General features: G+C 39.2%; 14 protein-coding genes. All 14 read right to left on the bottom strand.

Going from position 1 to position 25,234, the window contains the following annotated elements:
• Nucleotides 1–241: 241 nt before the first annotated feature.
• Entirely contained in the window at nt 242–1,045 is an 804-nt protein-coding gene (locus PGL02S_RS20175) for a hypothetical protein (RefSeq protein ID WP_063477410.1), read from the bottom strand.
• Between the two features lie 11 nt (nt 1,046–1,056).
• Nucleotides 1,057–1,308 carry a hypothetical protein gene (locus PGL02S_RS20170; RefSeq protein ID WP_063477411.1) on the bottom strand — a complete coding sequence of 84 codons (252 nt, stop codon included), beginning with the start codon at nt 1,306–1,308 and terminating at the stop codon, nt 1,057–1,059.
• 304 nt (nt 1,309–1,612) lie between these two features.
• The gene (locus tag PGL02S_RS20165) at nt 1,613–2,776 is read right to left on the bottom strand and encodes a beta clamp domain-containing protein (RefSeq protein WP_063477412.1); all 1,164 of its coding nucleotides are present in this window, start codon (nt 2,774–2,776) and stop codon (nt 1,613–1,615) included.
• Between the two features lie 1,246 nt (nt 2,777–4,022).
• A complete protein-coding gene (locus PGL02S_RS20160) occupies nt 4,023–6,257 on the bottom strand; it encodes a phosphoadenosine phosphosulfate reductase domain-containing protein (RefSeq protein ID WP_164762884.1) in 2,235 nt (744 codons plus the stop codon).
• Between the two features lie 14 nt (nt 6,258–6,271).
• Nucleotides 6,272–6,523: a hypothetical protein gene (locus tag PGL02S_RS20155; RefSeq protein ID WP_063477464.1), complete on the bottom strand. Its 252-nt coding sequence runs from the start codon at nt 6,521–6,523 to the stop codon at nt 6,272–6,274.
• Nucleotides 6,524–6,601: 78 nt separating this feature from the next.
• Nucleotides 6,602–7,228: a hypothetical protein gene (locus tag PGL02S_RS20150; protein ID WP_063477465.1), complete on the bottom strand. Its 627-nt coding sequence runs from the start codon at nt 7,226–7,228 to the stop codon at nt 6,602–6,604.
• A gap of 263 nt (nt 7,229–7,491) precedes the next feature.
• The gene (locus tag PGL02S_RS20145; RefSeq protein ID WP_063477466.1) at nt 7,492–9,036 is read right to left on the bottom strand and encodes a DNA cytosine methyltransferase; all 1,545 of its coding nucleotides are present in this window, start codon (nt 9,034–9,036) and stop codon (nt 7,492–7,494) included.
• A 275-nt stretch (nt 9,037–9,311) separates the two neighbouring features.
• The gene (locus PGL02S_RS20140) at nt 9,312–9,779 is read right to left on the bottom strand and encodes a hypothetical protein (RefSeq protein WP_063477467.1); all 468 of its coding nucleotides are present in this window, start codon (nt 9,777–9,779) and stop codon (nt 9,312–9,314) included.
• A 46-nt stretch (nt 9,780–9,825) separates the two neighbouring features.
• Entirely contained in the window at nt 9,826–10,263 is a 438-nt protein-coding gene (locus tag PGL02S_RS20135) for a hypothetical protein (RefSeq protein ID WP_063477468.1), read from the bottom strand.
• 180 nt (nt 10,264–10,443) lie between these two features.
• Nucleotides 10,444–15,213 carry an S-layer homology domain-containing protein gene (locus PGL02S_RS20130; protein WP_127502931.1) on the bottom strand — a complete coding sequence of 1,590 codons (4,770 nt, stop codon included), beginning with the start codon at nt 15,211–15,213 and terminating at the stop codon, nt 10,444–10,446.
• 397 nt (nt 15,214–15,610) lie between these two features.
• Entirely contained in the window at nt 15,611–16,441 is an 831-nt protein-coding gene (locus PGL02S_RS20125) for a hypothetical protein (RefSeq protein WP_127502929.1), read from the bottom strand.
• A gap of 322 nt (nt 16,442–16,763) precedes the next feature.
• Entirely contained in the window at nt 16,764–21,662 is a 4,899-nt protein-coding gene (locus tag PGL02S_RS20120) for a fibronectin type III domain-containing protein (protein ID WP_127502927.1), read from the bottom strand.
• 639 nt (nt 21,663–22,301) lie between these two features.
• The gene (locus tag PGL02S_RS20115; protein WP_063477470.1) at nt 22,302–23,735 is read right to left on the bottom strand and encodes a DNA cytosine methyltransferase; all 1,434 of its coding nucleotides are present in this window, start codon (nt 23,733–23,735) and stop codon (nt 22,302–22,304) included.
• 27 nt (nt 23,736–23,762) lie between these two features.
• Nucleotides 23,763–25,187 carry a DNA cytosine methyltransferase gene (locus tag PGL02S_RS20110; protein WP_063477471.1) on the bottom strand — a complete coding sequence of 475 codons (1,425 nt, stop codon included), beginning with the start codon at nt 25,185–25,187 and terminating at the stop codon, nt 23,763–23,765.
• Nucleotides 25,188–25,234 lie beyond the last annotated feature (47 nt).

The following is a 25,234-nucleotide window of genomic DNA, read 5'->3' as shown; positions in this document are numbered from 1 at the left end:
AAACTGCGTATTTCTGATAATATTATGTAACTCATGATGATTGATGAATGTTCATTTGAATGTTCATTCTTCCCTTTGATGTCATTTTACTACAAGAATCATCAACTTGTCGATAGATAAAATGGGAAAATATAACTAGGTGGACATGAGGCGAAAGACTTGTTTATCCGCTTCTTTTAGCCTAATTTTCGCAATTAGGCTAAAAGAAGCGAGGGAACTTCGACAATTCCCTTGCAACTTACTACAGTACTTCTTTCTTTGTTTCTTTGAGTTGAACGATCTCTTCAACCATAAATGCATTGTCATCAATAAAAAAACCATTAACTAAGATCACTTCTCCCTCTAACTCTTCTGTTAGACCTAGACCTCTAATTTGAATCGAGGCGTTGTTATAAGTCAGGAACATGGTTCCATCCTCAGAGAAGCTAACTCTTCCCATCATTACATCTATTTCATTGTTTGTTGCTCCAATTGATGGAGTTGTTGTGATTTGGTCTGCGAAAACTTCTCCATATCTCTTCCGAATCGCACTGTATTCTTTTTTAGGTAAAGGGGAATTTTGACCAGGAAATTCAATCAAATTGTCTGCTATTGGAGGCGGAACATCTGCGTCACGTAAGGTTTCTAACATTCGATCAATATCATGATCCTCTATAGAAACTGTATTCATTTTGAATCCGGCCGCATCTGAACCATCATATGCTTCAAGAGGTGTGCTAGTAGCATCCTTATCCATCTCAGCACCAATCTCTCCCAACAATTTCATAAGACCCGTTTCAACTTCAGGTGTGAGTGAAGAAACTTCTGGCTTAATCGACTCAGCTTGTTGATCAATAACAACATCCTCATCTATTGATGTTGGTTGGGAAAGAGTAAATGATGGCCAACTGCTGATTTCATGCTCACTTTCAAAATTTAGATGATTGTCATTTTTACTATTCATGCTGGGACTCCTGTCAACGGTGATGTTATTTGTAGTGAGTCCACTACAAAATCCAACAATTGCAGGAATTCCAACGATCGCGAGTATAATCAGAACAGCCATTGGTCGTCCTCCTACATTTGCCAGATAATCAACAATACTGCCACAAATAATATGGACATGAATAGACCTACCACGACCATCATTTCTTGGAATATCCATAACACTCTTTGCTTGAACGCTCTAGCTTTTGCTATGGAGCGGAGCAAATTCGTTGGTCGGGAATGGTTAATACGCAATTCCTGTAATAAATAATGTCTTTGAAGGTCACTTAAACCATGATCCATCGATTCGTACTTTGCATTAACCCATGTCGCTCTACTCATTAGTAAAACCTCCCAATTTGAGGTCCACTTCTTTTTCATTATAAGAACATACGTTCTTATAGTCAACAAAAGAAATGGCCGCTTTAAATACAAAGAGATGCTCTGCTAGAACAGAAGAGCATCTCAAAGATTCGTAAATAAAAAACCCCCAAAAGTGGAAATGTGTCAAAAAAACACAAATACACCTTTGGGGGTGAATGACTAGTTAAAATGAACCCTCATAAGTCGCTTGACGGAGGGCAAATTAAGCATTGTTTATATATACATTTTACCACCGCTACAATCTGATGACAAGCGATGACAATTAAACCATCACTTTGGACTTATTACCTGCATTAATTCCATTGACCTTATAAGGAGTAGTTGCCATTTGGATGTCAGGCTCCTCATCTGAACCAATTGTGATTGGTTTATTGCCCGGATCTTTGATATAAAGTGTAATTTCATCCTCTGCCTCAAAAAACTTTACGCATTCAAGCAATTTTTCTGCATTCACAGCAAAGGACCATTTAAGCCCTTCAACAGTTGCTCCCAATTGCTGCTCCAAGACATTTGGAACAACTGCAAATACCAGATTTTTCCTCGTCTCAAATTTCACTAATTTTGCTCCTGTATCAACAATTTTCAAAACCCTGGAACACAGCTCCATAAGCTCAGGACGATCAAATATATACTTACACTCTACATTGTGATCGTAAATCTTATCGATCTCAGGATATTTTCCGTTCAGAACTCGGCATACACAAGTTGTATCCGGTGTCTGAAAAATTACCAAGCTCGCTTGCTCGTTAATTCCAACTTCCACTTCACAGTCAGAAGGAATGAGATTAGAAATACCATGTAAATAAGACGTGTCAATTATTACATCCTTCTCTAGCCACTTATAATCTCTTGAAATAAAAGTGACTGAGTTATGACGGTCAGTCGCACGTAGAATGCAGTGACCTGAGGTATTCTGAGATATCATGATTCCAGAGAGAACAGGTGAATTTCTAGCGTCATTGCTTGATGATTTTACAGTAAAACCCTTAAACTTGTTTACAAGATGAGATAACACCTTTGGACCCCAGAGCACCTTTTCTTCTGGCAGAGGGACTTCTAGAAATTCTGTTTCCTCATTAAGGACAGTAACCGTCATCTCACTTCGTCTTCCGTTACTCCCCCAAACCAACTGCAGAAACTGTCCGTTCCCTTTTCGGATAAAGTTCACTTCGATTTCTTCTTGACTCGGCAAAGCTGCAACCTTGATAGCAAGCTCCTTCATACTCGTCGCTGCAAAGAAATCCCCCTTAACCTCAGCACTAATTCGTTTCTCAGCTGAAAGATCAAGTGAAGTGAAGTAGAAGGATACTATATCGTTACCGATATTCTTAATGTATACATTCCTATCACCTATACCTGAGTCCTTTACACTCTTTGCCATGGCTGATACAACAGCTTGAATCACACTCGATTTAATCTTAAACATATCCATTCCTCCTAATTAGTAGAATCATCAAAATAAAATTTAGTGCAGCTAACTTCACCAATTTGGACGCAAAAAAGCCCTGCGAATGACATAAGCAATGTATGCTTGAGTCACCCACAGGGCGTATTTCAACAAGTAAATTCCTCTTTATGCCGCATGGCAAGAGGCTTTCAAAAAATATAACTAACTCTATAATAGAAGAATCCAATCCTGATTTCAAGCCAATTTATAACGAATTGCAGAATAGGTTTGGAAATTGCCCATTATCTTTAAAAAGACAAGATTACCATCTGATCTCTATTTAGTGAATATCTAAAGATCATTGACTACACTTGGATTTCTCATAGAGCCTCTCGCTCCTTCCCAATTTTGTATTAATCCAGATGAACTGTTCTCCTTCGCCATCACTGATATTCCTTAATTTATGTTAGAATGAATTAAGGCCACTAAAGGATGTGAGAATATGAAAATGGAGCCTCAAAAAGTATTGTTTTCAGGCTACACCCACTCAGGTAAGAGTTTTCGAATTAACACTGATCTACTCAAAAACATCCTGAATCCAATTCTAGGTATTAGTTCTTACAAAGCCATCGAGCTAACAGGTAGCCGAAATGAAATCCGTAAGTAATCTTCCCCGAAAAGGTTTGGGCATATCGCTCGATCCTTTTTTGTTTTATTAGTGTCTTATACCCCTCGGTATAAGTGTACTGTGGTTTTCCCACGCTCCGACTACTACTAGAACTCCGTTACCATATGGGATATTCAGAGGCCATAACCCTGTTGCGTTTATCCCTCATAGCCAAAGATGGCCGTCCCACTTAGGTAATCCCCATTTAGTACGATTAGGAACATAGCTTGTGTAATGTCGGATATGACTTTCGTTCTTTAACCCTTATTGGGCTTGGGAGGCCTCGGCTCGTGAGGACTGTGCCAAACAATCAGACACTGTCTCAGATGCCACTCTCAGATGCCACATACCGTTTCAACTACGTTTCGATACGGACGATGTTAAATCCCCTCGAACTATCATTCAAGCAATACAGCCTTTATCCTCGTTTACACTTTTCACCTTGGTATTCTGCTTCATCTGAGTAGTTTTGACGGCTTATACCTTTAATCACATGCTACAGTCCCCGCTCTGGTTTCCCCGAGCAAGTAAGTGATTGGTGACGGGATGATGAATATGAGCTTTTCCCGCAGCCTTGCCAAAGGCTGAATTCCTAATCGCCCTTATAGGCGCACTTGTTTAACAATGCCAGATATCAATGACATCGTTTTCCCCATATAGCTTCATCTGATAATTCCAGAACAGTTCTTTCTCTGAAAGGTTATAAAGATACATAATAGGTGCCGGCAGCACTCTTGGATGTAATCCTTTCGTCATGATAAACTCTCGGACTGTCTGGCCGTTATCATATCCAGATAACTTAATTCCGACCACCTTGTTCCATAAGGTTGATGCTTCACAAGCTCGTCTAGCATCTTCCGGATCGATTCGAAAAAGAACAGTGTTTACTGAGGATTTCATAATTAAAGAAGCGATGGTGATCTCTTCATCAATAAGTCCAACATATTTTTTTATAGAATCTGGAATCTCTCCTGGTTGGTTGCCTGATCTAAGAATAAATCTCCGTGACTCTTCAATTGTTTTATCTTTGATAATGCTCCAATATATACGCTCCCAGTTTGTTACTTCTGGTTCAATAATATCTTCACCGGCAGCAATATAAGATTCTACAAATTGTTGTGCATCGGCTAAGTTACAGATCTCAGGTCTACACACTATTACAGTGACGTTATTCCAGTAATCCGTAATGTTCGAGGATCCGGATGATGCAGTTACTGGTTGCCAATAGTATGGAACAGCATAACCAGTTTTACGTTTAGACTTTTCAAATGTACTCCATATATCTTTCTCACCGCCGCCAAAATCAATTGTTACATAATAGATAAAACGATGTTCAGCTTTAGGATCAGGATTTAGTACATTAAGATTTTTAATTACATCTAAGGAAACTCCGCTTTCCTCTGCCAAGTAGTACCTAGGATCAACAACAAGATTAGGAATGGTTGTCTCGGTATGATTCAATCTATACTCTGCATCTAATACCAGTGCTCCTTCGTATTGGATCTTTTCAGGTCGGATGTCTGTCTCATCTCCGTCCCATCCAAGTTCTTCAGACCAAACTTTTTTTATGTATTCTATATCATCCGGAGTAACAAATTCCATTTCTGCCTCAGCTTGATAATGAAGAACATTTTTCAACAAAAAAATTCGGGCTTCTAAGGAATAGCTCCCAAGGGCAAGATCCGGATATGCGGGTAACCCGTCAAGACAAACTGGTTCGTAAGAAAATTCTTCTTTCTCTTCATGAACAGTGAAAATATCAAGTTGTTCTTGAGCTTCGTATCTCTCCCCTGTAAATGGGCTTATTGTATCAAGACGTTTTATTCTCGACTTCCGTATCGGCTCTCGTAATCTAGCGTCATACATAGATCTTTGTATCAAAGCTCTAAGCTCAGATACAGGAAATGCCCATGCTTCATTGTTTGATTTGAAATGTTCAAGCATTCCATCATCGCGAATCATCATACAAAGAGTACACCCGTTCCTACTTTGCCCGCAGGTCGATTTCATCTCTTGCACTTGCATCGGGCATTCTCCTTGGTCTGAGTAGAAAGAGTACATCTCATAAAACCTTCCACCCCACGGAAATTTGGACCATTGCATTAGGTAATCCCACAGATCACTGTCACGGATGTCGGCAATTGGATGACTTTCAAATCGATTTTTAATAATAATGCGATTCTCTTGATCACTCGATTTATCTTTCCCTGGTTTCGTTTTTGGAAATATAAACTGATTTTTCATGCCATGCTTAGAGATCGAGTTTGAGCGCTTAATGGATTCTGCATGACGAACACCGGTCATAACGCATACTTCACCAAATCGCTTTACTAGAAGCTTAATAAAACGCTCTGCAGGGGCAATCTTCCATCTATCTGTACACCAGCGAAAAGGGCTTTTTGAAGTTGGTAGCACTAGACCGTGTCCTATTACTTTCCTCGCAAATTTCTCCTTAGCTTCCGGCTCTACTAATACAGCCTCGAAGCAATCCAGACCTTGTTCCTTAGCACTTTCATTCATCAACCGTATACTCTTTCGGACATATTGTGTTAAGTTTGGATGTTCTAAACCCGTGTCAGAACTTATGAAGTAGATCCTTCTAGTACGATGTTCAGGAGGTGTTTCTAACAACGCTACCCAGGTACAGACACATAACAAAGTCGAGTCTTTACCAAAAGATGTTGTCACAACCCAAGGTCTACTATTACTGGGATCCAAGTAGGCTTCTTTAATATTCTCAATCACCTTTCGTATTGATTCACCAGCAGGTTTTATGGATGGTATAGTACCTGTAAAAGTAGCTGTAGGATTAGCCTTAATGATTTCTTCTGTAAATAATGATAACTGCTCCACAATTAAGCTCCCTTCTAATCCAGGACGATTTGCACGTATCGGCCCATAGATGCTTGAAATACACAGGCAACCGGTAGACTAATTAAATGGTCATACACTTCATCAGCTGGCTCGATAACTAGTAATGCAGTCTTGCAAAAGAAGACATTCACATCAAGTAAGCATTCAGGCGTATGAATAATCCTACATATATAACCCGCATCATCTAGTGCATCTTCAATTTCCATCGCATGCTGCGGTTCAATAAATGTAAGTAAAAGGTCCATATTTCCCACTCCTCAATTACAAGACCCCCTGACAAGAAAAGTCAGAGGGTCCTAATTAGTAATATTTATTAAGAAAAACTACGCTATTGCATTCATTGGAAGATACTCAATAATTGGTTGCTGCTCTGTTGAGTTAACTCCATCTACTAAATACTGTTTATCCAGTTTATTATATTTACTTCTGCGAACATTAATAGATGCAACAGAAGGTCGAGTCCACTTCCCCCACATATTGGTATCTACATCTATGTGCCCGTCCCAAATAATAAATGATTTATTGGGCAGAAAAACAAACTGGCTATTTGTTCGACGACGTTTTACTCTATAATCTAGATATAATGCCTCTGGATATTGAGCAAACGAAGCAATCGCTGCCTTACTCAAAGTAATTTGTATCGATATTGGAAACCCGGTAAGGTCATCAAACATCAGTATTGTATACTTACTACTGTCTTTCAATATCTTAACAATTTCTTGAAAACTCATAGACTCTTTTTCCTCCTCTATTATGGGTAAAATCAGTTCATCTAACTCAATTTGTTCTCCTTCTTCAATAAAAAAGAACTTTTTGCTAGCCTCAATAAAAGGATCAGGTTGTTCTATAAATAACTCCATATCCTTAAACTTATCATGGCATGTCACAACTTCCTTATCGGTGATCAATAATGAATTGTCTTCAACAATAAATGAAAGTTGTCCCTCCATGCATATCGCCTCCTCGAAAAATGCCATCACGCTTTTAATAGCTAAAAAGCCAACAAAAAAAGCGCCTATCTGATTCCACCCATAAAAGGTGTAATTCACAGAAATAGGCGCCATTTGTTGGCGAAATAAAAATGAAAGCTTCGTTGCCGCGTGGCGGAAGCATTTGCTAGTAATTATTTATGCATTTATAGTAGCATTATTTTCATCTATTGAGAAGTCATTACTCCTTCTTAATAAAGATAACACTATTTAGCATTCATTTCTCATACCAGTTGCAGACCTTGATATGAACGTAAACTTTCGTTAAAACGGTGTATCACTGATTTTATGACTTCAGCGACTGATCGAACTAAGCGAACAGGTACAGCATTTGCAATCTGCTGCTGCATTGATGAAAGACCACCTTTAAATTCAAAGTTATCACGAACATCAAATAAACGAGCACATTCTCTAACCGAAAGAATACGATTTTTATCTGGATGAAGGATACAAGACTTTCTTGGATTTACGATCGTAATGGATGGTTTATCCCATTCCAACCTTTTATACATATTGGATTGCTGACCCCGTGGACGAATCTCTTCAGGAATGTCAAAAACATTTCCTCCTGGAGGAACATAGTTCATTCTTTCAAGTGATTCTGACTTAGCTTTGGATACATCTAATTGGTTAGGTATGTCATCTCTCAATCCTGTGAATGCATCTCGTACAGTTCGATACGTACTACTCTCAAATATCGGAGTTGGTAATTCGATTTTGCCTATCTTACTTCCAATAAATAAGGCTCTGTCCCTCAGTTGTGGACTGCCCATATCAGCTGCAGATATAACACCAGATGTAATCTCAAAATCTGAGAGTGCAGAATAAATTTCATCTTTGAACTGACCATTTCCAGCCGTAAGAATTCGAGGTACATTCTCTAGAAAGAAAATTTTACAATTCTCATTAGCCTTTATTGCCTCAATGTAATGCTTCACAAGGAGATTGTTTGGATTGTCTAAAAAATTTGTATTTCTATTCGCGTTAGTAAAACCCTGACAAGGACTCCCACCAATCATTACAGGAGCTTTTATAATTTTGCTTTTATCAATTTTCGTGATATCTCCATGCATAATATGATTTCCGATATTATAACGATAAGTCTCGACAGCATCCCGATTAAGCTCTAATGCAAAAACTACATCAAAACCCGCTTCCAAGAACCCCAAATCCATGACACCCGCGCCACTGAATAAGCTTGCAACATGAAGCGGGATTTCCAGATTATGAAGTGCAGGTTGAAGAAATGAATTGGATTCAGATGCTACGTTTTCTCCAAAGAATAGGTCGAACTCCATTTGTTCATATCCAAGTAAACCTGCAGCTTTCTGCAAAGTTTTCCGAGACATAACAATTTCGGAGGTCTTCTTTACTGCAATAAAATCACTTATATAAGCGATTTTATGCTTGGAACCTTTTTTTGGCGTTTGGGCTGACTTATCTAACGCAGATGCTTTGGAGGCAACGTAGCCTTGTACAACTACATGCTCTCCGAAAATCTCTACCTGAAGATAATCGCATCCATTAAAAGCTTCAAGCGCCTCTTTATCCCGTATATCAATTACAGGCTTAACACTTTCCTTTAGTTGACGCTTAGATACTGTATTATCCGTATTATTTTCAGATGAAAGAATAATGACTTTTTTTGAATTCTGGTCGATGACATAACGATAATGTGATCCAGGTTGAAAGACAGTTTCCTGAAGTATTTTGTCCTGTAAATAAACACCGCGTTGAGATACTTTGGCTCTTCTTGATTTTAATAACATTGATTCTCCTCCTACAACTTGGAATGATTGGGTTGTGATAGAACGCAAAAAAGCGCTCTTCCAAACGTCCACTCCATGACATGAAAAATGGATTAGGCGTTTGAAATAGCGCTCTTAAAATGCTCCTTTAGCCGCATGGCGGGAGCCTTGATCAAAGTTCATTTAATATAAGATTATCATATTTAAATCAAACAAGGAAGGTAAGCATTAATAAATGCTTCCTCCCCTTACGTACGTTTTATTTTCTGTTCGGATGATAGCCAGCTGTCTTACAATTAATCCATCTCTCCACCTACGATCATTGTTGTTTGGTAACGTATTTTCCCGTGTGCTATCCTTCCACCACCTACTGGCGTACCCACCTTTACGTTTATAATATAAGAAGCACCTATCCCAAAAGCACCACTTTTGTCTTCGACTCGTTCGATATATGAATAATCAATGTCTTCTTTTAAGTACACTTGAGAAGTGGATATATGAATCCACACAAGCTCATTTTGATGTGTTCTTAGACCAACCTGATAATTGTTACCACTGTTATGTTGGAGATAATAAATTCTAGCTAGTTCACCTACCGGTATAAAACTATCGATACTTTCAGACACATTAGATTGAACTTCAGTTAACGTTCCATCCATGTTGTTTTCCCTTGCTGGACCTCCTGTTGTTTCTTTTGATGCACAGGCAGAGAGCAGAGCCATAATAACTATTAATTTGATAATTACAGAAATATTCTTTTTCATATGCGTTCCCTCCACAGTATTATAAAATTCTTATAAATGATTACATCTAGTACTCTGTCAGTGTTAGTCCCATCAATTTCTCAATACGGACATTAAGCCGCTGCATGATAGTCATTTTTTCGTCTTCATCAAAAAATTGCAGTGCTTGATTAGGATGCTTGCCATCAAAATTATTGATTAAGAGTTCGTATATATCATCCTTAGCAAATTCATATAATTGCCCTGAAAAAGACGCAAACGGTTCTTTTGTTGTCATCCAATTTTCAATGAAACTTAGAATTTCTTCTTTCGTGAAATCCTCGTTTCTCGACGAGGTATAAACAATTTCCTTTTCAAAGACTTCTTGATCGATAATAATGCCATTATTTATACTGAGGAACTGTTGTAAATCATTTACGATCCAATCCACCTTCTCATTAACATAGTTTCCTCTAGTTTCATTAATAGGTATATGGATACGAGCTTCCAAATATTTTTTTATCAAATCATCATCTCTCCTTTTCTAATAGACTTGTACAATTCTAATTATAAATGAGCATTATATATTCGACTAACAACTGAGGATAGAACTAAACAAGCCCTTGTCATAGACAAGGGCTTGTTTTCTTACTTGTATCAATTCAGTTATTTCAAATAAAAAGTGAATACATTTTCTTTAACAGGCCTATTCGATAACCTTCAGTAATCGTTGAATAAGCACAGCTGTCTCACCACGAGTGATATTAGTTTTTGGTAGGAAGGTATTATTGGCATAGCCCTTAATAATTCCCTGCTCAACAGCTAATTTAACGTCTTCAGAGGCCCATGCAACAATGTCCTTGCTATCTTTGAATTCCTGTGCAGTACCATCATTGTTGATGCCAGCGTTTCTCAAAATATTGGAGATCATCACAGATGCTTGCTCCCGAGGAATAAGATCATTAGGTCTAAACGTCTTATCGGTGAATCCCTTCGTGATTCTATGATGGAGAGCAACTGATAATTCTTCTGCATACCAAGCATTTTGATTAAAGTCTGTAAACTTAGAACTGAAATCTGATGATCCAGACAGTCCTAATGCTCTCTTCAACATGATTGCGAATTCTGCTCTTGTTACAGTTTTGTTTGGTCCGAACGTTCCGTTACTGTAGCCAGTAATAATCCCTTTCGATGAAAGCTCTTTTATGGCATCGCTTGCGAAATGGCTTCCTTCTACATCAGTGAACTCAACGGATTCAGATGGAGTTTTGTCAGGGGCATCCGTACCTTCAGCCCCTTTCCCATCCTCGGAGGTATCTTTACCGTTCTCTCCGGTTCCTTCAGATGTAGGAGGTGTTGTTGAGCCGCCAGCTCCACCACTTGGAGGAGTAGGACTTACATTACCGCCAGTTCCAGGGTTAGATCCACCATTATTTCCATCTCCCGGATTTGTCGGTGGAGTTGTTCCACCACCGTTGTTTCCATCTCCTGGAGTAGTTGGAGGATTAGTTCCTCCACCACCATTTCCATTTGGATCAGGTACAGTTACACCACTACCATCGGTAGGAGTATCAATAGAAACTTCAGTTTCTCCAACAACTTCCGGAGTACCATCAGCAGCTGTCTTTACGGCTGTGATTTCATAGTGATAGTTCTGACCTGCTGAGACGCCTTCTTCATAGAATGGCAGACTTCCATCTTCAACAGCTACATTACCATAATCCCTAACTTCACCCGTTACCGAGTTTACGAAAGTTCTACGGAACGTCCCATCTCCATTAGACGTATAGGTCCATTGAGGGTTACGCTCTACATAGTACTTATCTACCTCAGGAATTACTTTAAAGTTAAAAGTAATAGTTCCTTCAGCCGGACTAGGTACTGGAGTGATAATGATCTGTGGAGCTTCTGCTGGCGTTGTAACACTAACAGGTGCTCCAGCTGTTTTACCGAATTGGTTAACTGCTACCACGAGATATGCATAAGTTTCTTCTGGACCAGTGGTGTCGTCTGTAAGGACAGACAAAGGCCCCTTATACACAAGGTTAGTTCCGTTACGATAAACCTCATACTCGGAAGCATCCAAAACTATATCCCATTGCAACTTAACCTTATCTGCATAAGCTCTTACAACCTTCAAACCTGTAGGCATTCCCGGTGCTTGACCATCAATAGGTCTGGCAGGGGTATTAACCTCTTTCAAGGCAGCTTGAGAAGATTGTCCACCTTTATTTGCTACCACACTGTAAATGTACTTAGTACTTTCAGTTACAGTATTATCCGTAAAGAACGTGTAATCAATAGTGTCTAATGCAACTCCATCTCTATACACAGTGTAACTATCTACATTCGGAACAAGTTCCCAGATAAGGTCTACTTGATCATAAGTTACCTTAGTCACAGTAAACCCAGCAGGGTAAGGAATAGTTTCCACATTTGTAGTTACACTTACAGAACTGCTAGGGCTGGTTTGTGCAGAACCATCCTTAGCTACAATTTCAAATGTATAGTCAGTACTTGGACTCAGACCAGAAATGGTTGCAACTGTTACAGTACCTCCATCATAGAGAACAGCTCCTGATGCCACATCTTTAATTTCATAGCCTGTTGCACCCGGAACAGAAGTCCAAGAGAAGCTTACAGTTTTATCCGTCTTGCCTGTTACTTTAAAATCCTGTGGAGCAGTCAAAGGAATAGATGCCATAGTTCTTACAGGAACGATTACAGGATCACTATAAACATCCCCTATACGCGCTTGTACATGGTAGTAATAAGTTGTGTCAGGACGAAGTCCTGTGTGCTCATAGCTAGTCGCAGTTGTTTCTGTTATTACATCTCTAATAGTGCTCGGATTCAATGTCACAATATAGTCAGTTGCATTTGGAACTGAATCCCAGCTCAAATTAACAGTCGTAGGACTATTAGAAACTCCTACAGCATTTGTAGGAGTAGGTACCTTTTCAGGAGCAGTAACTGTAATACTTCCCGCAGGTCCTTGCACTCCATTAACATTAGCACGAACTTCATAAGTATAATCAGTGCCTGTCACCATTGGTCCGTTATGAACAAAGAAAGTTTCATAACCACTTCCTATGTTAGAACCATTACGCTTCATAGCATAGTTAGTTGCTCCCGCAACTGGGTCAAAACTAATCTTAACATACCCAAATCTCAATTCTTCTACTTTCAAGTTTGTTACCTGAGGAATTTGTACTTGAGTTTTAGTCTTCACCATTACAGATGTAACAGGACCTTCAGTTGTTCCAATCTTAGCACTAACGGTATACGTGTAGTTAGTATCTGCGGTTAATCCAGTTTCAGAGAAGGAATTACTCGTTGGATTACCTACAACTGTACCATCACGCTTTACTACATAGCCTGTTGCATTTGGAACTGAATCCCACGTTAAGCTTGCTTTTTCGTGAGAATCAGCAACCGCTACCAAATTCGTAACTGCCGGAACTTGTGGTTGTACAGGAACTGTACTTAATGTAAATGGATTTGAGAATGACCCATCCCCTCCAGAAACGCTAACAGTCGGTAGTAGATGTAACGCAGGCAATGTAGCAATATATGTGGCAGTCGCATTTGAATTGCTAGTTTTGATGAAGTTTCCTTCTTTTCTCATGGTCATTGTACTATAACCAGTACCACCATACGTATTCATTAACCATACCGAAGTGCTTCCTGTCATATTCAGGATTTTACCTGCTTTTAAAGTATTGGCTTCGTGCGAGGTAAGCAATCCAATTTTTGATCTAACTGTGTATGAATTGGAAGGACTGGCATCTTGAGGTACATTCCAAGTATGCAAAGAAACCATGCCCTGTTCCTCTGGAGTTGCATTTCCTTCAAACCAGTTCTTCAAATATCCGCCGATATTATCTGCACTTGTAGGATCATATATTCCGCTACCATTTTTATCAAATGGTGTAGAGGAGCTAGTAGGGTTAACTTTAAGTAAATAGTTATCACCAACTAACGACCACTTCTGACCCATAAAATCTACATAACTGGTAACATAACTATCTATATTACCAAGCTTTGCTGGCAAGTTTACCACATTCAGTGTGAAAGTATTACTTTCTACAGAACCTTTGCTATTTTTCTCTACAATCTTTAACTTTATTGCCCCAGAATATGGATAGCTTAATAGATTATAAGTTATAGTTCCATTCTGAGTGGGGCTTACATTCTTTGTAGTAAAAGTTGCACTTAAAATACCGTCGATATACAATTCGAATTCAGATGTGGTTTGATTCGGAGTCCACTCTATCTTACCAGTCTCGAAATCACCAGGAACACTAGCTGTTATAGTTGTTGCACTTTCAGGTGCCACAAAACCCGTTCCATCAGTCAAATCTGAAAATGAGTATTCTACTAGATCTAGGGCGGAGGTTCCTGTTAAAGATAATAATTTCTGTCCATCTCCCGATAGACCATAGAATTTGTAATAGCCCATCGATAATTCAGGATCTACAACCTCTAGAGTGCTAGTAGCCATTATTCCCTTTACATTCGGCAAAGTCACATACTTCGCATCCTCAAGCAACGTTCCTGCTCCATATTGAGGAAACACTTCCTCTTGAGTTAGCCGAATTCTATTACCACTGGCGGAATCAACCAAATAAAATCCTGCACCTTCAGACACAGTACTATTTACATACTCAATAAATTTGCTTCCATCAGAGTTCGTTGAAATAATACCCTGGCCACCTTTGTTAGAAAGCGAAGAATAATATTTCGAGGAAGGTGTTAATACAGTATCAAAAGTACCGCTATTAACATCATACTTATATGTACCTATAGACTGCATTCTGTTAGCGGTGTTAGTTGTGTACGAGATTAATAGACTATTCCCATCACCTGTATACAATAACGTAGTGTGTTGTTGTGGATGCATAGAGTTCACAGGATTATGTGAACCTGTTGGCAAATTAAGAACTTCTAGTGTTTTGGTCGAAACATCATACACTTTGATCAAACCACTAGTACTACCGTCTTTTGCAAGATACGCTACTTTACTAGCATCCGGAGTTATAGTAGGCCATCCTAATACTTTATCTGTACCACTAATCTTCTCCTCGACACCAGTAGCCGTGTCATAGATATAAACAGCTTGGTCAGTGCTAGCCGTATCGATCTTCGAGCCTCTCACCCAAACGACTTTACTTCCATCTTTTGAGAAAGATACTCCTTTATTTCTCTGACCAGCAGCCGTTGAAAACGACTTTACCGTTTTACTTGAAACTTCATAATACTGTAATGGTCCGTCTCCATTGCTAGACCAATATACTAGTTTGGAACCGTCATACGAAGGTGTAATCTGTGCTCCAGCCTTCATAACCAGTCCAGAATCACCATGATTATTTCTTACTACTGCAGCCTCAACTTCTTTACTTCCAAAACCTACGAACATACTTAAACTCATGCTTGCAACTAAAATTGTCGAAAGAAATTTCTTAAACTTCTTCAATGGTATATATTCTCCTTTTTAAATAGATATCTGTTAGTTAATATCAACTCTGATTCAATCTAACAGGGAATATCTCTAACAATAATCTCAATTCTATCCTCCTCTTAATGTGGTATAACATTATGTGAGTTTTGAAGGCCCTTGTCCTTCCGTTAATATCAGACAATGTTCTGACACTAAAGGAAAATCAAGATCTCAGCAAAGAATTCAGCATTATTTTTGACTTGCAAGCCTGGAAAAGGTGTAATGCACTTCGAGGTACTAAATAACTTAAAGACAAAAAAAGCACCACAAACCATGACCGCTAGGTCATAAGTTTGAGGTGCTTCCTCATTTGTGGTATTCATTTAGTATGATTATACAACACGAAATCTCTGATTCCAAGGATCATCTAATTTCAATTTTGTTTAAGACTGAGTGATGCTTGATGGTACTCCTCAACACTATAAATGGCACAGATCTCTTCCGGATCAACCTCAACATGAGGTGGGAGAAATGAATAAACGTCGCTAACTGGACCTCCATTGAATATGTAATCGTAAGTTGTTTTGAGAAGAAGATTGCCAACTACAACCTTTTCATTGGGCGCTTCATATTTACTTAGAGGGAGTCCGAATTTTAGGATATGGGTTTGGGTTACCGTCTCCCATTCTTCAACCAAATCGGGTCGATTCAGGAGATTCGCTAGGTTGTTTAAGAACTCCGGCCTTCGATCCACATACCCTCCGTATGCGAGGACATTTGGCGAGCAAATGAATCCGCAAACCGGGAAGTCTTTGAACAGCTTCCAGGAGACATATTCTAGCTGAGCATTGTTATTGGTAGCTGATGCACCACTCGCATTTCGATTCAAAGGGTAATGGATGCCATCAGCATGGAGCTCTCCCTGTGAAACATCGATAGTAATGCCTCTCTCTTTTAGAAATTTCCGTAATGGAGTTTCTTCTGTGACAGCTCCTTGAAGATCCTTAATACCTGTCCTCAGGATGGAGGAACATCGATCGTCATTGGTTGTAATATGTAAAGAATTTAAAAGAATTGGTTGATCTATAATAGGTACTGATTCTCTGCCGATATAAGACAAGAAATCTGCAATTGATAGTTCTTCCTTATCTCGGCCAATTATATAGTCATGCATAAGATGTTCCTTCCCCATAATTCCAAAACCCTCAATAAATGAGCGATGTGTTTCCTCAAACGTGGTCATATCTATGACTAATCTATTCATTTGCTTCCCCCAAATTTTCCTTAATAAACCTTATTGTATCATCAGCCGAGTTATAGAGAAAATCTACTTAGGGAATTGGAGGAATTATCCCTATCCTTTTTGGTTGTCTATTCTAAGCACTATCTAAAATCAAAACTAACAGCAGCTCCAATATTCATTGAGCCGCTGTTTTGGTAGTATACTTCTGTATTTTAAAAGTGTTTCCAATTGGCTGACTAGCTGCAGAGTTCGTAAAAGTCTATACCAATATCAGGATCAATCATCACAAAAATTCTGCTGATCATTATATGACCAGCAGAACTTCATCCTCAATGAGACAATACTAAATATTTTCATCCAAAGTAATCATCCGATAAATCAGTGCTGCACTCTCCGCACGCGTAAGATTAGCTTTTGGTCTAAAAGATCCATCCGGGTAACCGGTAATCAACTGTTTCAGACTTAAGCCAATTACTTCTCCTTTGGCCCAACTTGCGATTTTATCGTCATCTGTAAACATTGGGCTACCGTTCTCACTCTTTGCTTTCAGCACGTTACCAAGCATCTTAGATGCTTGTTCCCGGTTAATAAGATCATGTGGTCTAAATATCGTGTCGCTAAATCCATGGGCTACATCGTTATCCCAAGCAGCTTGCAGCTCCTTGCCATACCACAATTTGAGATTAATATCTTTAAACTCCATTTCTTTTTGTGAAGTGCTATCGAGATTGAGGGCTCGAACTATCATAGATACAAATTCTACCCTTGTAATCGGTCTTACCGGTTCATAGTAGGTTTCCGATGTTCCTTTTACGATCCCCCGACTGGCAAGCTCATTAATGTATTCTCTTGCAAAGCTATTCTGAATGTCTTTAAATGAGGACTGGTTACCTGGACTTGGTTTGTCCTTTTCATCACCATCAGATGTGTCTCCATTAATCTCTTCAGGAATCGGCTTCTCATGATTCGGGGTTTTTCCGGTTTCTGGATTACCGTTGCTCGATTCATTACCGCCCCCGCCAGCAACTGGAGGCATCTTCTTTGTCTCTACTTCAAAGGCGACTGATTTACTGGTTCCTGATTTGTTTTGTGCCAAGAACTCATAAGAATATTTCTTACCAGCTTCAAGACTTCCATCGATAAACTCTTTTTCACTAATCTCTATTACTCTCAACTCTTCGCCGTTGCGACGTATTTTGATACTATCAGCACCTTGTGTCTTTGCCTTTGACAAATCAAACGTGACAGATGTCTCAAATACACCTTTTACTTTTATTCCGTTGGGTGCACCTGGTGTAGTCTGTACATCGAAAGATATCCCGGCACTACTAGTTCCCGATTTATTTCGAGATTTAAATTCATATGAATATTCTTTTCCGGGCTCAAGATTGTTATCAGTAAAGGCATTTTCGCTTGAATTTATTACGCGAATCTCTTCACCGTCTCGATAGACTATTATCGAGTCGACACCCTTCTTGTTCGCGGCACGAAGATCAAACACGATACTGTTTTCTCCTATCCCTTGGACTACTACTCCGGTCGGGCTTGAAGGGATGGTGATAAACTCTACTTTGGACGGGTCAGAAGGTACACCTTGTTCATTTTCAACTACTATGCTGTAATGATATTCTTTACCTGGTGTTACAGGAGACAATTTTATTGGCCCCTCAGTACCTCTCCATATCTCTGATCCAACTTCATCAATCAAAACGTGATCCAGCCCATTTTCCACAGGAGTAAATTCAATGATAACTTGATCCTCTTCAACCGTAACAATAATACTTTCTGGGTTTACTGGAAGAGTTTTGGTGGTTATCGAGAGCTTGGCTGGAATACTTTCTCCGGATCCATTGATTGTCCGTACTTCGAATCCATAGGTCTTCCCTGGCTCAAGATGCTTGAAAGTAACTTCATTTTTCGAAACATCCATTACATCCACTGATCCAGATATCACGGCCTTGTAACCAATCGCGGTTTCATCCTGTTCCCAAATCAACGTTATTGCATCCTTGGTTACTGATTGAATAGATAAATCAGAAGGTGCATACGGCTTTGTCAAGAATTCACTGGCCGCAGATACCCCATAACCAGATTTGTTACCGGCTGATACTGTAAAACGATATGACTTACTGCCCGTAAGTCCGTTCAGCTGCAGTCTGTTCCCGGAAACTTCATATTCCTTGTCTTCTATCCGGACCATATACTTATCAGCTCCTGCCGATGAGTTCCACGTTATTTCAGCAGTCGTTTCTTCAATTTGTTCAACATTTAAACCATGTGGCTGCTCTGGAATTGTTACACCGGTTATATTAACGGACTTCCCTTGTCCACTCCGGTTTTGTGCCGTTAATGTATACTCGTACTCTTGTCCCGGATCTAACCCTTGGAAAGTATGCTGGGTTGAATAAACAATCTCACGATCTCCTCTGTTTGATTCTAGAAGATAGTTGTCTGCTCCCGTTACTAAGTCCCATTGCATGGTCATACTGTTTTCAGTTGCTCCAGTAATTTGTACATTGCTTGGTTTAGCTGGAAGTGTAATCAAGTTAGTTAGCTCAGCGTATTCCCCAGCCCCCGTATCATTAGCAGCTGTAACTTGGTAATCGTAGATGCTTCCAGAGTCCAATCCAATATCTTTAAACTCAAGATCCGGTCCTTCATATATCAGATCCGTGAAACGTTCCAGATCATAATAAGTAGCACTTGTAACTGTGAGCCATTTTAGCGTAATCGCATTCTCCTCAATGCTCGCACCAGAGAACCCTCCCGGTGTATCCGGTAGAGATAAAAAACTGATACTGTTACCAGGTCCCTGTCCAGTACTATTAATACCATGAACAGTAATATTGTGATTTGAACCTGCAAGCAAACCATTGATTGTATAACTGTTAGTGTTAATGATCTCATCGATCAAATTGTTTCCAGCACTGTCCTTAACGATAACTCGATAGGAGTCCGCACCTACTGATGGTATAAACGTAAGAAGTGCTTTACTGTAATCGCGGCCCACTTTTTGCACTTGCATCTGCTCCGGTCCGTCCGGTTTTGTGAGAACCGAAATGCTTTCCGCTGAAGATTGGCCAACATGATTTTTGACAGTCGCAATGTACTCATATGTTCTTCCACCAACGACACTATAATCAGTTATTTGATTTTCTGGATATGATACGCTATAAGTTGCACCTGTAACGGTATTCCTTATTTCGTATACATAACCATCCGTATAGACATTTCCTTGTGGTAGATCCCACTGGATAGTAACTTGATTCTCTTGCACATTTGTAGCTCTGACGTTTTCAGGTGATGCCGGTTGGCTCTGAATTTTGAATGCTTGGGATGAGTAAAAAGATTGATTTCCTACTTCATCTTCTAGAAACAAGTGAACATACCATTCACCTTCATTCGCGATTACAATTTCATCATCATCAAGAACTTCAAATCCTTTTGATGGAAACATTGGTGTTGGTAGCACCTTATATTTGACCTGAGAAACACCTGAGTATTCATCTACTACATCGACCTTCAACCTTACTGAGTTTGAAGTCCATTCACTACTGTTAGGCGTTAATGTCGCAGTAGGACCCGTTTTGTCAATCTGAACAATAGCTTGTGTCTCATTTCCGATCCCGGCCTCATTAATTGCCCTTGCAGTTACTGATGTTCTTCCTTCCAAGTCAATCACTTCTGAAGTACCACTCTGAAAGGGACCATCACCAATTTTATATTCATATTGAATGTTCCCATATCCAGTACTACCCGATATGTCAAAGTTAACAGGTCCTTTATACCATCCTTTGCTATAGATCGAGCCAGAATCCAATTTAATTGAAGGAGTTGTTGGAGGATTCTTAACAATCATGGTTTTGACTGCTTGTAACGCTCCTGCATTGCCAGCACCATCTATCGAACGTGCCTTGATTGATGTGATCCCTTCAGTTGATATCGTAAGCGGTGCAGTATAGGTCTGCCAGGATCCGTTACTGATACTATACTCCGTTTTACTTATTCCAGAGATTGAATCAATTCCGGGAGTGACGTTAACTTGAACGTTTTGATTGGTCCAACCTTCTGGACTGACCGATATAGTTGGAGCAGATGGCCCTGTTTTATCGATAAGAATGTTTTTGTCGTATACAGCAGCTACTGCGCCACCCTTTCCATCATCCGCAATTACAAAGACATCTATAAAAGTTCCTTCAGGCAACTCACCTTTAGTCCATCTGAGCACCCATTCTCTTGCTGTAGATGATGCATTAACAGAAGTGGTCTTTGTGATTCCAGCCACCGTTACCGAGATTTGAACATTATCGTTTTCTACATCCTTAACTGTGCCGTTTATTTGTAGATCCTCAGTGGTACTCGCATTAATAACCTTACTCTCTTGATTTAGCGTAACGACAGGAATACGATTATTTATTGCTTTTTTAACGTACCAATAACCATCTTGATGCAGTCCGTTGTCGGGATATGTACCATCAACATCTATTATATTTTCATTTAGAAGCGTATCTTTTATTTTTTCACCGGTTGATACTTCCTGTATAATCATGGATGTATACGACCAACCATATTCATTCTCCCTAGTATTGGGATTCCACACAACACCCAAATAGGAGATAAAGGTCAATGTTCCCCAGCGGTCAAGGACAAATGATCCGTATTCCCCCGCTTGTACCAGTCTTGGATTATGGACCCCCCAACGTCCAGTATCTTTGTCAAAACTATAATTTTGGTATGCCCACACGTCTCCTTGATAAACGGTCTCTTGTTTTCCTGATTTCAGTTCAAATTGTGTTTTCTCTTTTACGGTGTATTTATCCCAATAATAGAGCGGTGTCTTGTCCACGGTTAACGTACCGTTATAATTTGTGGTAGTGGTTTCTATGCCGTCATTAGCTGATACCTTAATCGTTGCATATGCACCAGAGTTCAACTCAGCCGTTTCCCAGGTTAACGACCAATCCTTAGTTAAGTTTGTATTGGATATAAATATACTTTTGGTTATGCCGCCCACGATTGCAGTAACCGTCACTTTATTATTATCAGGATCTGACACCTTGCCTGAAATAGTAAATGTATTCGAACCTGCCTTAAGGTTTATTGTTCTATTTCCTGATGAAGTAATTGTAAGTATAGGGGAATTGTTCGATCCATCTGCGTGGACCTTACTATGGCCAACTAAACTAAAAAACGATGAACTTACTAAACAGAGCAATAAAACGATTGCTAACATTCTTCTCATTTAAGGAACTCCTTTCACCTGCTAAATCTATTAGTTAATACAAAAAAATAAGGTATGAATTTAAGAGAACAAACATCCCCCTTCTATTTCATAGGCAAAAAGTAAACTGCTACTAGATCGATATCAATTAATTTTTCAATGAGCTGACATAATCAGAACTTTTTCACAAAAAAAAGCACCACAAACCATGGCAACAGAGCCATAAGTTTGAGGTGCTTCCTCAATTTATCTGTATGTGATTAACACAATTATATATTGATCTACATCAGGTGTAAACTTCCATCAACCATTTCCATACCACTGCCTTATCCAAGTTTCCAATTGGGTCTGCCCAATCGAGAAATGTCTTCTACAGTTCCAAGTTCATCACATTTGCATTCATTTTCACCACTGGATAAGCTAACTCTTGTTATCAACACAAAAAAACCTCCAAGGTTGTCTCCATGTCTTACAACAATGGACACATTCTCTTGAAGGTATTTTAATTGGTCTTACTTTATCTTTATTTTAACTTGGTCAAACCCCATTTGGTGGCTGCTCTTTCTTATGGAAAATGTTTAGATTACCAAAAAATCTTACATTGTTCTTGGATATTAAATTAAGAAGGCTTTTTAAAACCTCCAATTTTTTAGTAATATTTTAAAGCATCGCTAGTTGTCCAGAGTCTTCAATAGTAAATATATCATCAGTAATCAAATTCTTATGAAAATGATTATTAGTATGAATGTTCTCTTGATCTCTTTTCATTAAAGAATTCAGATTTTTCAAAAGAAACTTATAAAGTCTCTGTGCTATTGCTTTAAAGGTTTGAAGACATACAGATTGTCCGATACTCTCAACAACTAACTTATTACTATCACCCAAATAGTAATCCTCGGAAATGCCGTGAAGAGCTCGAATGTGATTTCCTTTTAAATAAGCAAAATTATTAGGAATTGTCGGATGCTTGATCCAATTCTCTGGTTGTATTTTATGATGGCTTTTAGTTATAGTTCCAACATAAGCGTCTTTCGAAATGTCAAACATAGTCATGTAGTGATTGTGGGTTATTCCCTTATCTTCCCTTGTGAGAAAGTACTTAAGTGTATCACTCTCATCAGGAGTGATCCACTCCAATTCATCTATTGAGAGAACTCCGTCTTCTTCTATTGAGTTTTTATTCCTTCCAGTAGGCTCTGGGAAACAAAATCCTTCGAAGATAGACGCAACCATAAAGAACCTTTCTCTTTTTGTGCGACTGCCATAATCGAGACTGTCGATCTTCGTTCGAGTAACACTAAAGCCTTCTTCTTTCAGACAGAGTTCTAGACTCACTCCAGCGACTTTTTCAAATTCTCCTACATTTTCAAATAATATGGATACAGGCCTCTCTGACTGTTCTTTTCCCCAAAACAAACGCATTAAATGCATGAATAAATGCATTGTTTGGAATTCCTTCTTAGTACCATTAGAAGCTTTTGAAAAATCAGTGCAATCGAGAGTTGCTACCCACACATCTGCGTATGGTAGATCATTTGGATCAAGTAGCTGCATTGGTAAATTAAACATTATGGACTCCGGATGATTCCTAACATAAATATCAGAGAATTTATGCTCGCTCCCCTCCTTAGGATTCCATTCAACTGAAGCAATCTCTTTAAAACCAGCTTCGATCAAACACTGTGAACTAATACCGGTACCAGCACAAAAAGATATGGTTTTTAATTCACCATCAGAAGTGCAGTGTTTGTTTTCTTTTAGGATCGTAGCGGTATTCTTCAATCCTTCTATGATCACTCTGCCTTCCACAAATGTAACCTTGATATGTGCACAATCTTTTAAAGCACCTTTAATATCGATTCCGGTTTTATCGATAACAGGAATCGAGTTCTGGTTCCTTACTTTCTTAGAAACTTTATTTGCACCTTCATGATCAACTGTAAATTCTATTTTATTGTTTTCAGTACTTGTAACAGTACGAAATCTTGTGCCAGGAATAAATCCTGCCTGGGTGAGTAGGGCTTTATCGATATAAATGCGTTCTCCGTTATATGTTGATTTCCCAATAAATTGATGAATAATAGGTGTTTTCATTACCATACCTCCAAAAAATTCAATGTTTTAAAATAGGAATTCTAACTGCCCTTTCTTGTTCATCAGGAGAGCAGTATCATCATTTCGCTGTCTCGGTGCAGTTGTTGTTGCGCTGACCTGTTTACTCATAATGGCTACAGCTAAATTAGTAGAGATAGCCTGTGCTAATAATCCACAAACTCCTTGACCTACAAGCTGCGTCCGTTGAGTTTCCGTGATACATTCTGGAAAAATAAATTCGGAAGGAATGTTCATGAATCGAAGAAGTTCTTCACTGGAGAAATATCGAAAGTGCTCACCATCAGGATGGCGTAAGTAGCTACTGGTTACGTTCGTACGACGGTAGGAAGAAAGAATCGCATTGATTCTTGTTGACTCAAGATCAACAAGAGTATGTGTTGATTTAAAGTTATTTGTAATGTTGTTTTTTTGGAGAATCTTTTCGATAGGACTGCCCTGGATCTTATGCCACTGTCCCCCTGATTCCCATTCATTACCTAAGACTTGGCCAACAGTAGTACGAAAACGATCTGGGATTTGTGGTATTTCTGGCCACATGAAATCTGTCTCTTCTTTTGTTGCTACAGCGAATCCACGCGGACGAGAACTTACTGATCCGAAATCGAAAGAGTTCAATGAAGTTTCGTACCAATGTACAAAACCTGCTGCCTTAAGTAATGATCGAAGTTGATGATAACTACGGGTTTGGTAATAAGACGGGACCTGCTCAATAATTAAAGCTTGGCATCCTGTTGCCCAAACAAGTCGTGCATAATGTGGAGTAAGGCCTGAAGTAGTTCCAATATTTCTAGACCCAATCAGTGAGTACTCCGTACAATCGGGTGATATCCAACACACATCAGCTGCATTAATCCAAACTGGGCTAATAAATTTAATGTCACCCCAAATGGTTACTCCGGAAGTGAAATTGTACCTGAATGTATCAATTGCTTGTTGACTAACGTCCACACCACCAACCGACTCATATAACCCTGTACCATGTACAAGTGCAGATGTAGCCATACCAGCTCCAGACGGTAGACTGAAAAGACGGATTTTTGAAAGACTATGCCCTCTGAGATACGTATCTTCAGAAACAAAACACACGTCAAATGTCTCTTGTTCTTGTGTCACTACGATTTCACCATCTTTAATGACAATATCGATACGTTTCCGCGCTCTTAAAACCTTAGAGATGTTACGATTCGCACGATCAAAGAAAGGACGAGGTTGAGTCCATCCTGCTCTCATACGACGTGATATTACCCCGTCTGCATCCTCATCTTCCGTTCTGACAACAACTATTGAAGTTTTTTCAATTCGGATATTCACTCGATCGGAGATTGAGAAACCCGCCTCTTCCAGAACACTCGGCTCAAAAATTAGCCTCGTGTGTCCATCTTTCTCCGATGTTCTTAAATTTCGAACCATCTTAATTTCATCGTTCTCCATGTAATAGACACCTCATTTAAAGATATTCATGAAAAAGTCGGACGAAT

Source organism: Paenibacillus glucanolyticus NBRC 15330 (genome assembly GCF_004000885.1).
Lineage (GTDB): Bacteria > Bacillota > Bacilli > Paenibacillales > Paenibacillaceae > Paenibacillus_AQ > Paenibacillus_AQ glucanolyticus.
The sequence above is the reverse complement of the archived record's forward strand: the minus strand, read 5'-3'. Positions and strand labels throughout refer to the sequence as shown.

Bases quoted from the DNA above. Each gene is read 5' to 3' on its own strand.
- PGL02S_RS20155 (WP_063477464.1), bottom strand. From the start codon at position 6,523: ATGGACCTTTTACTTACATTTATTGAACCGCAGCATGCGATGGAAATT.
- PGL02S_RS20115 (WP_063477470.1), bottom strand. From the start codon at position 23,735: ATGAAAACACCTATTATTCATCAATTTATTGGGAAATCAACATATAAC.
- PGL02S_RS20140 (WP_063477467.1), bottom strand. From the start codon at position 9,779: ATGAAAAAGAATATTTCTGTAATTATCAAATTAATAGTTATTATGGCT.
- PGL02S_RS20110 (WP_063477471.1), bottom strand. From the start codon at position 25,187: ATGGAGAACGATGAAATTAAGATGGTTCGAAATTTAAGAACATCGGAG.
- PGL02S_RS20165 (WP_063477412.1), bottom strand. From the start codon at position 2,776: ATGTTTAAGATTAAATCGAGTGTGATTCAAGCTGTTGTATCAGCCATG.
- PGL02S_RS20125 (WP_127502929.1), bottom strand. From the start codon at position 16,441: ATGAATAGATTAGTCATAGATATGACCACGTTTGAGGAAACACATCGC.
- PGL02S_RS20150 (WP_063477465.1), bottom strand. From the start codon at position 7,228: ATGGAGGGACAACTTTCATTTATTGTTGAAGACAATTCATTATTGATC.
- PGL02S_RS20170 (WP_063477411.1), bottom strand. From the start codon at position 1,308: ATGAGTAGAGCGACATGGGTTAATGCAAAGTACGAATCGATGGATCAT.
- PGL02S_RS20145 (WP_063477466.1), bottom strand. From the start codon at position 9,036: ATGTTATTAAAATCAAGAAGAGCCAAAGTATCTCAACGCGGTGTTTAT.
- PGL02S_RS20120 (WP_127502927.1), bottom strand. From the start codon at position 21,662: ATGAGAAGAATGTTAGCAATCGTTTTATTGCTCTGTTTAGTAAGTTCA.
- PGL02S_RS20175 (WP_063477410.1), bottom strand. From the start codon at position 1,045: ATGGCTGTTCTGATTATACTCGCGATCGTTGGAATTCCTGCAATTGTT.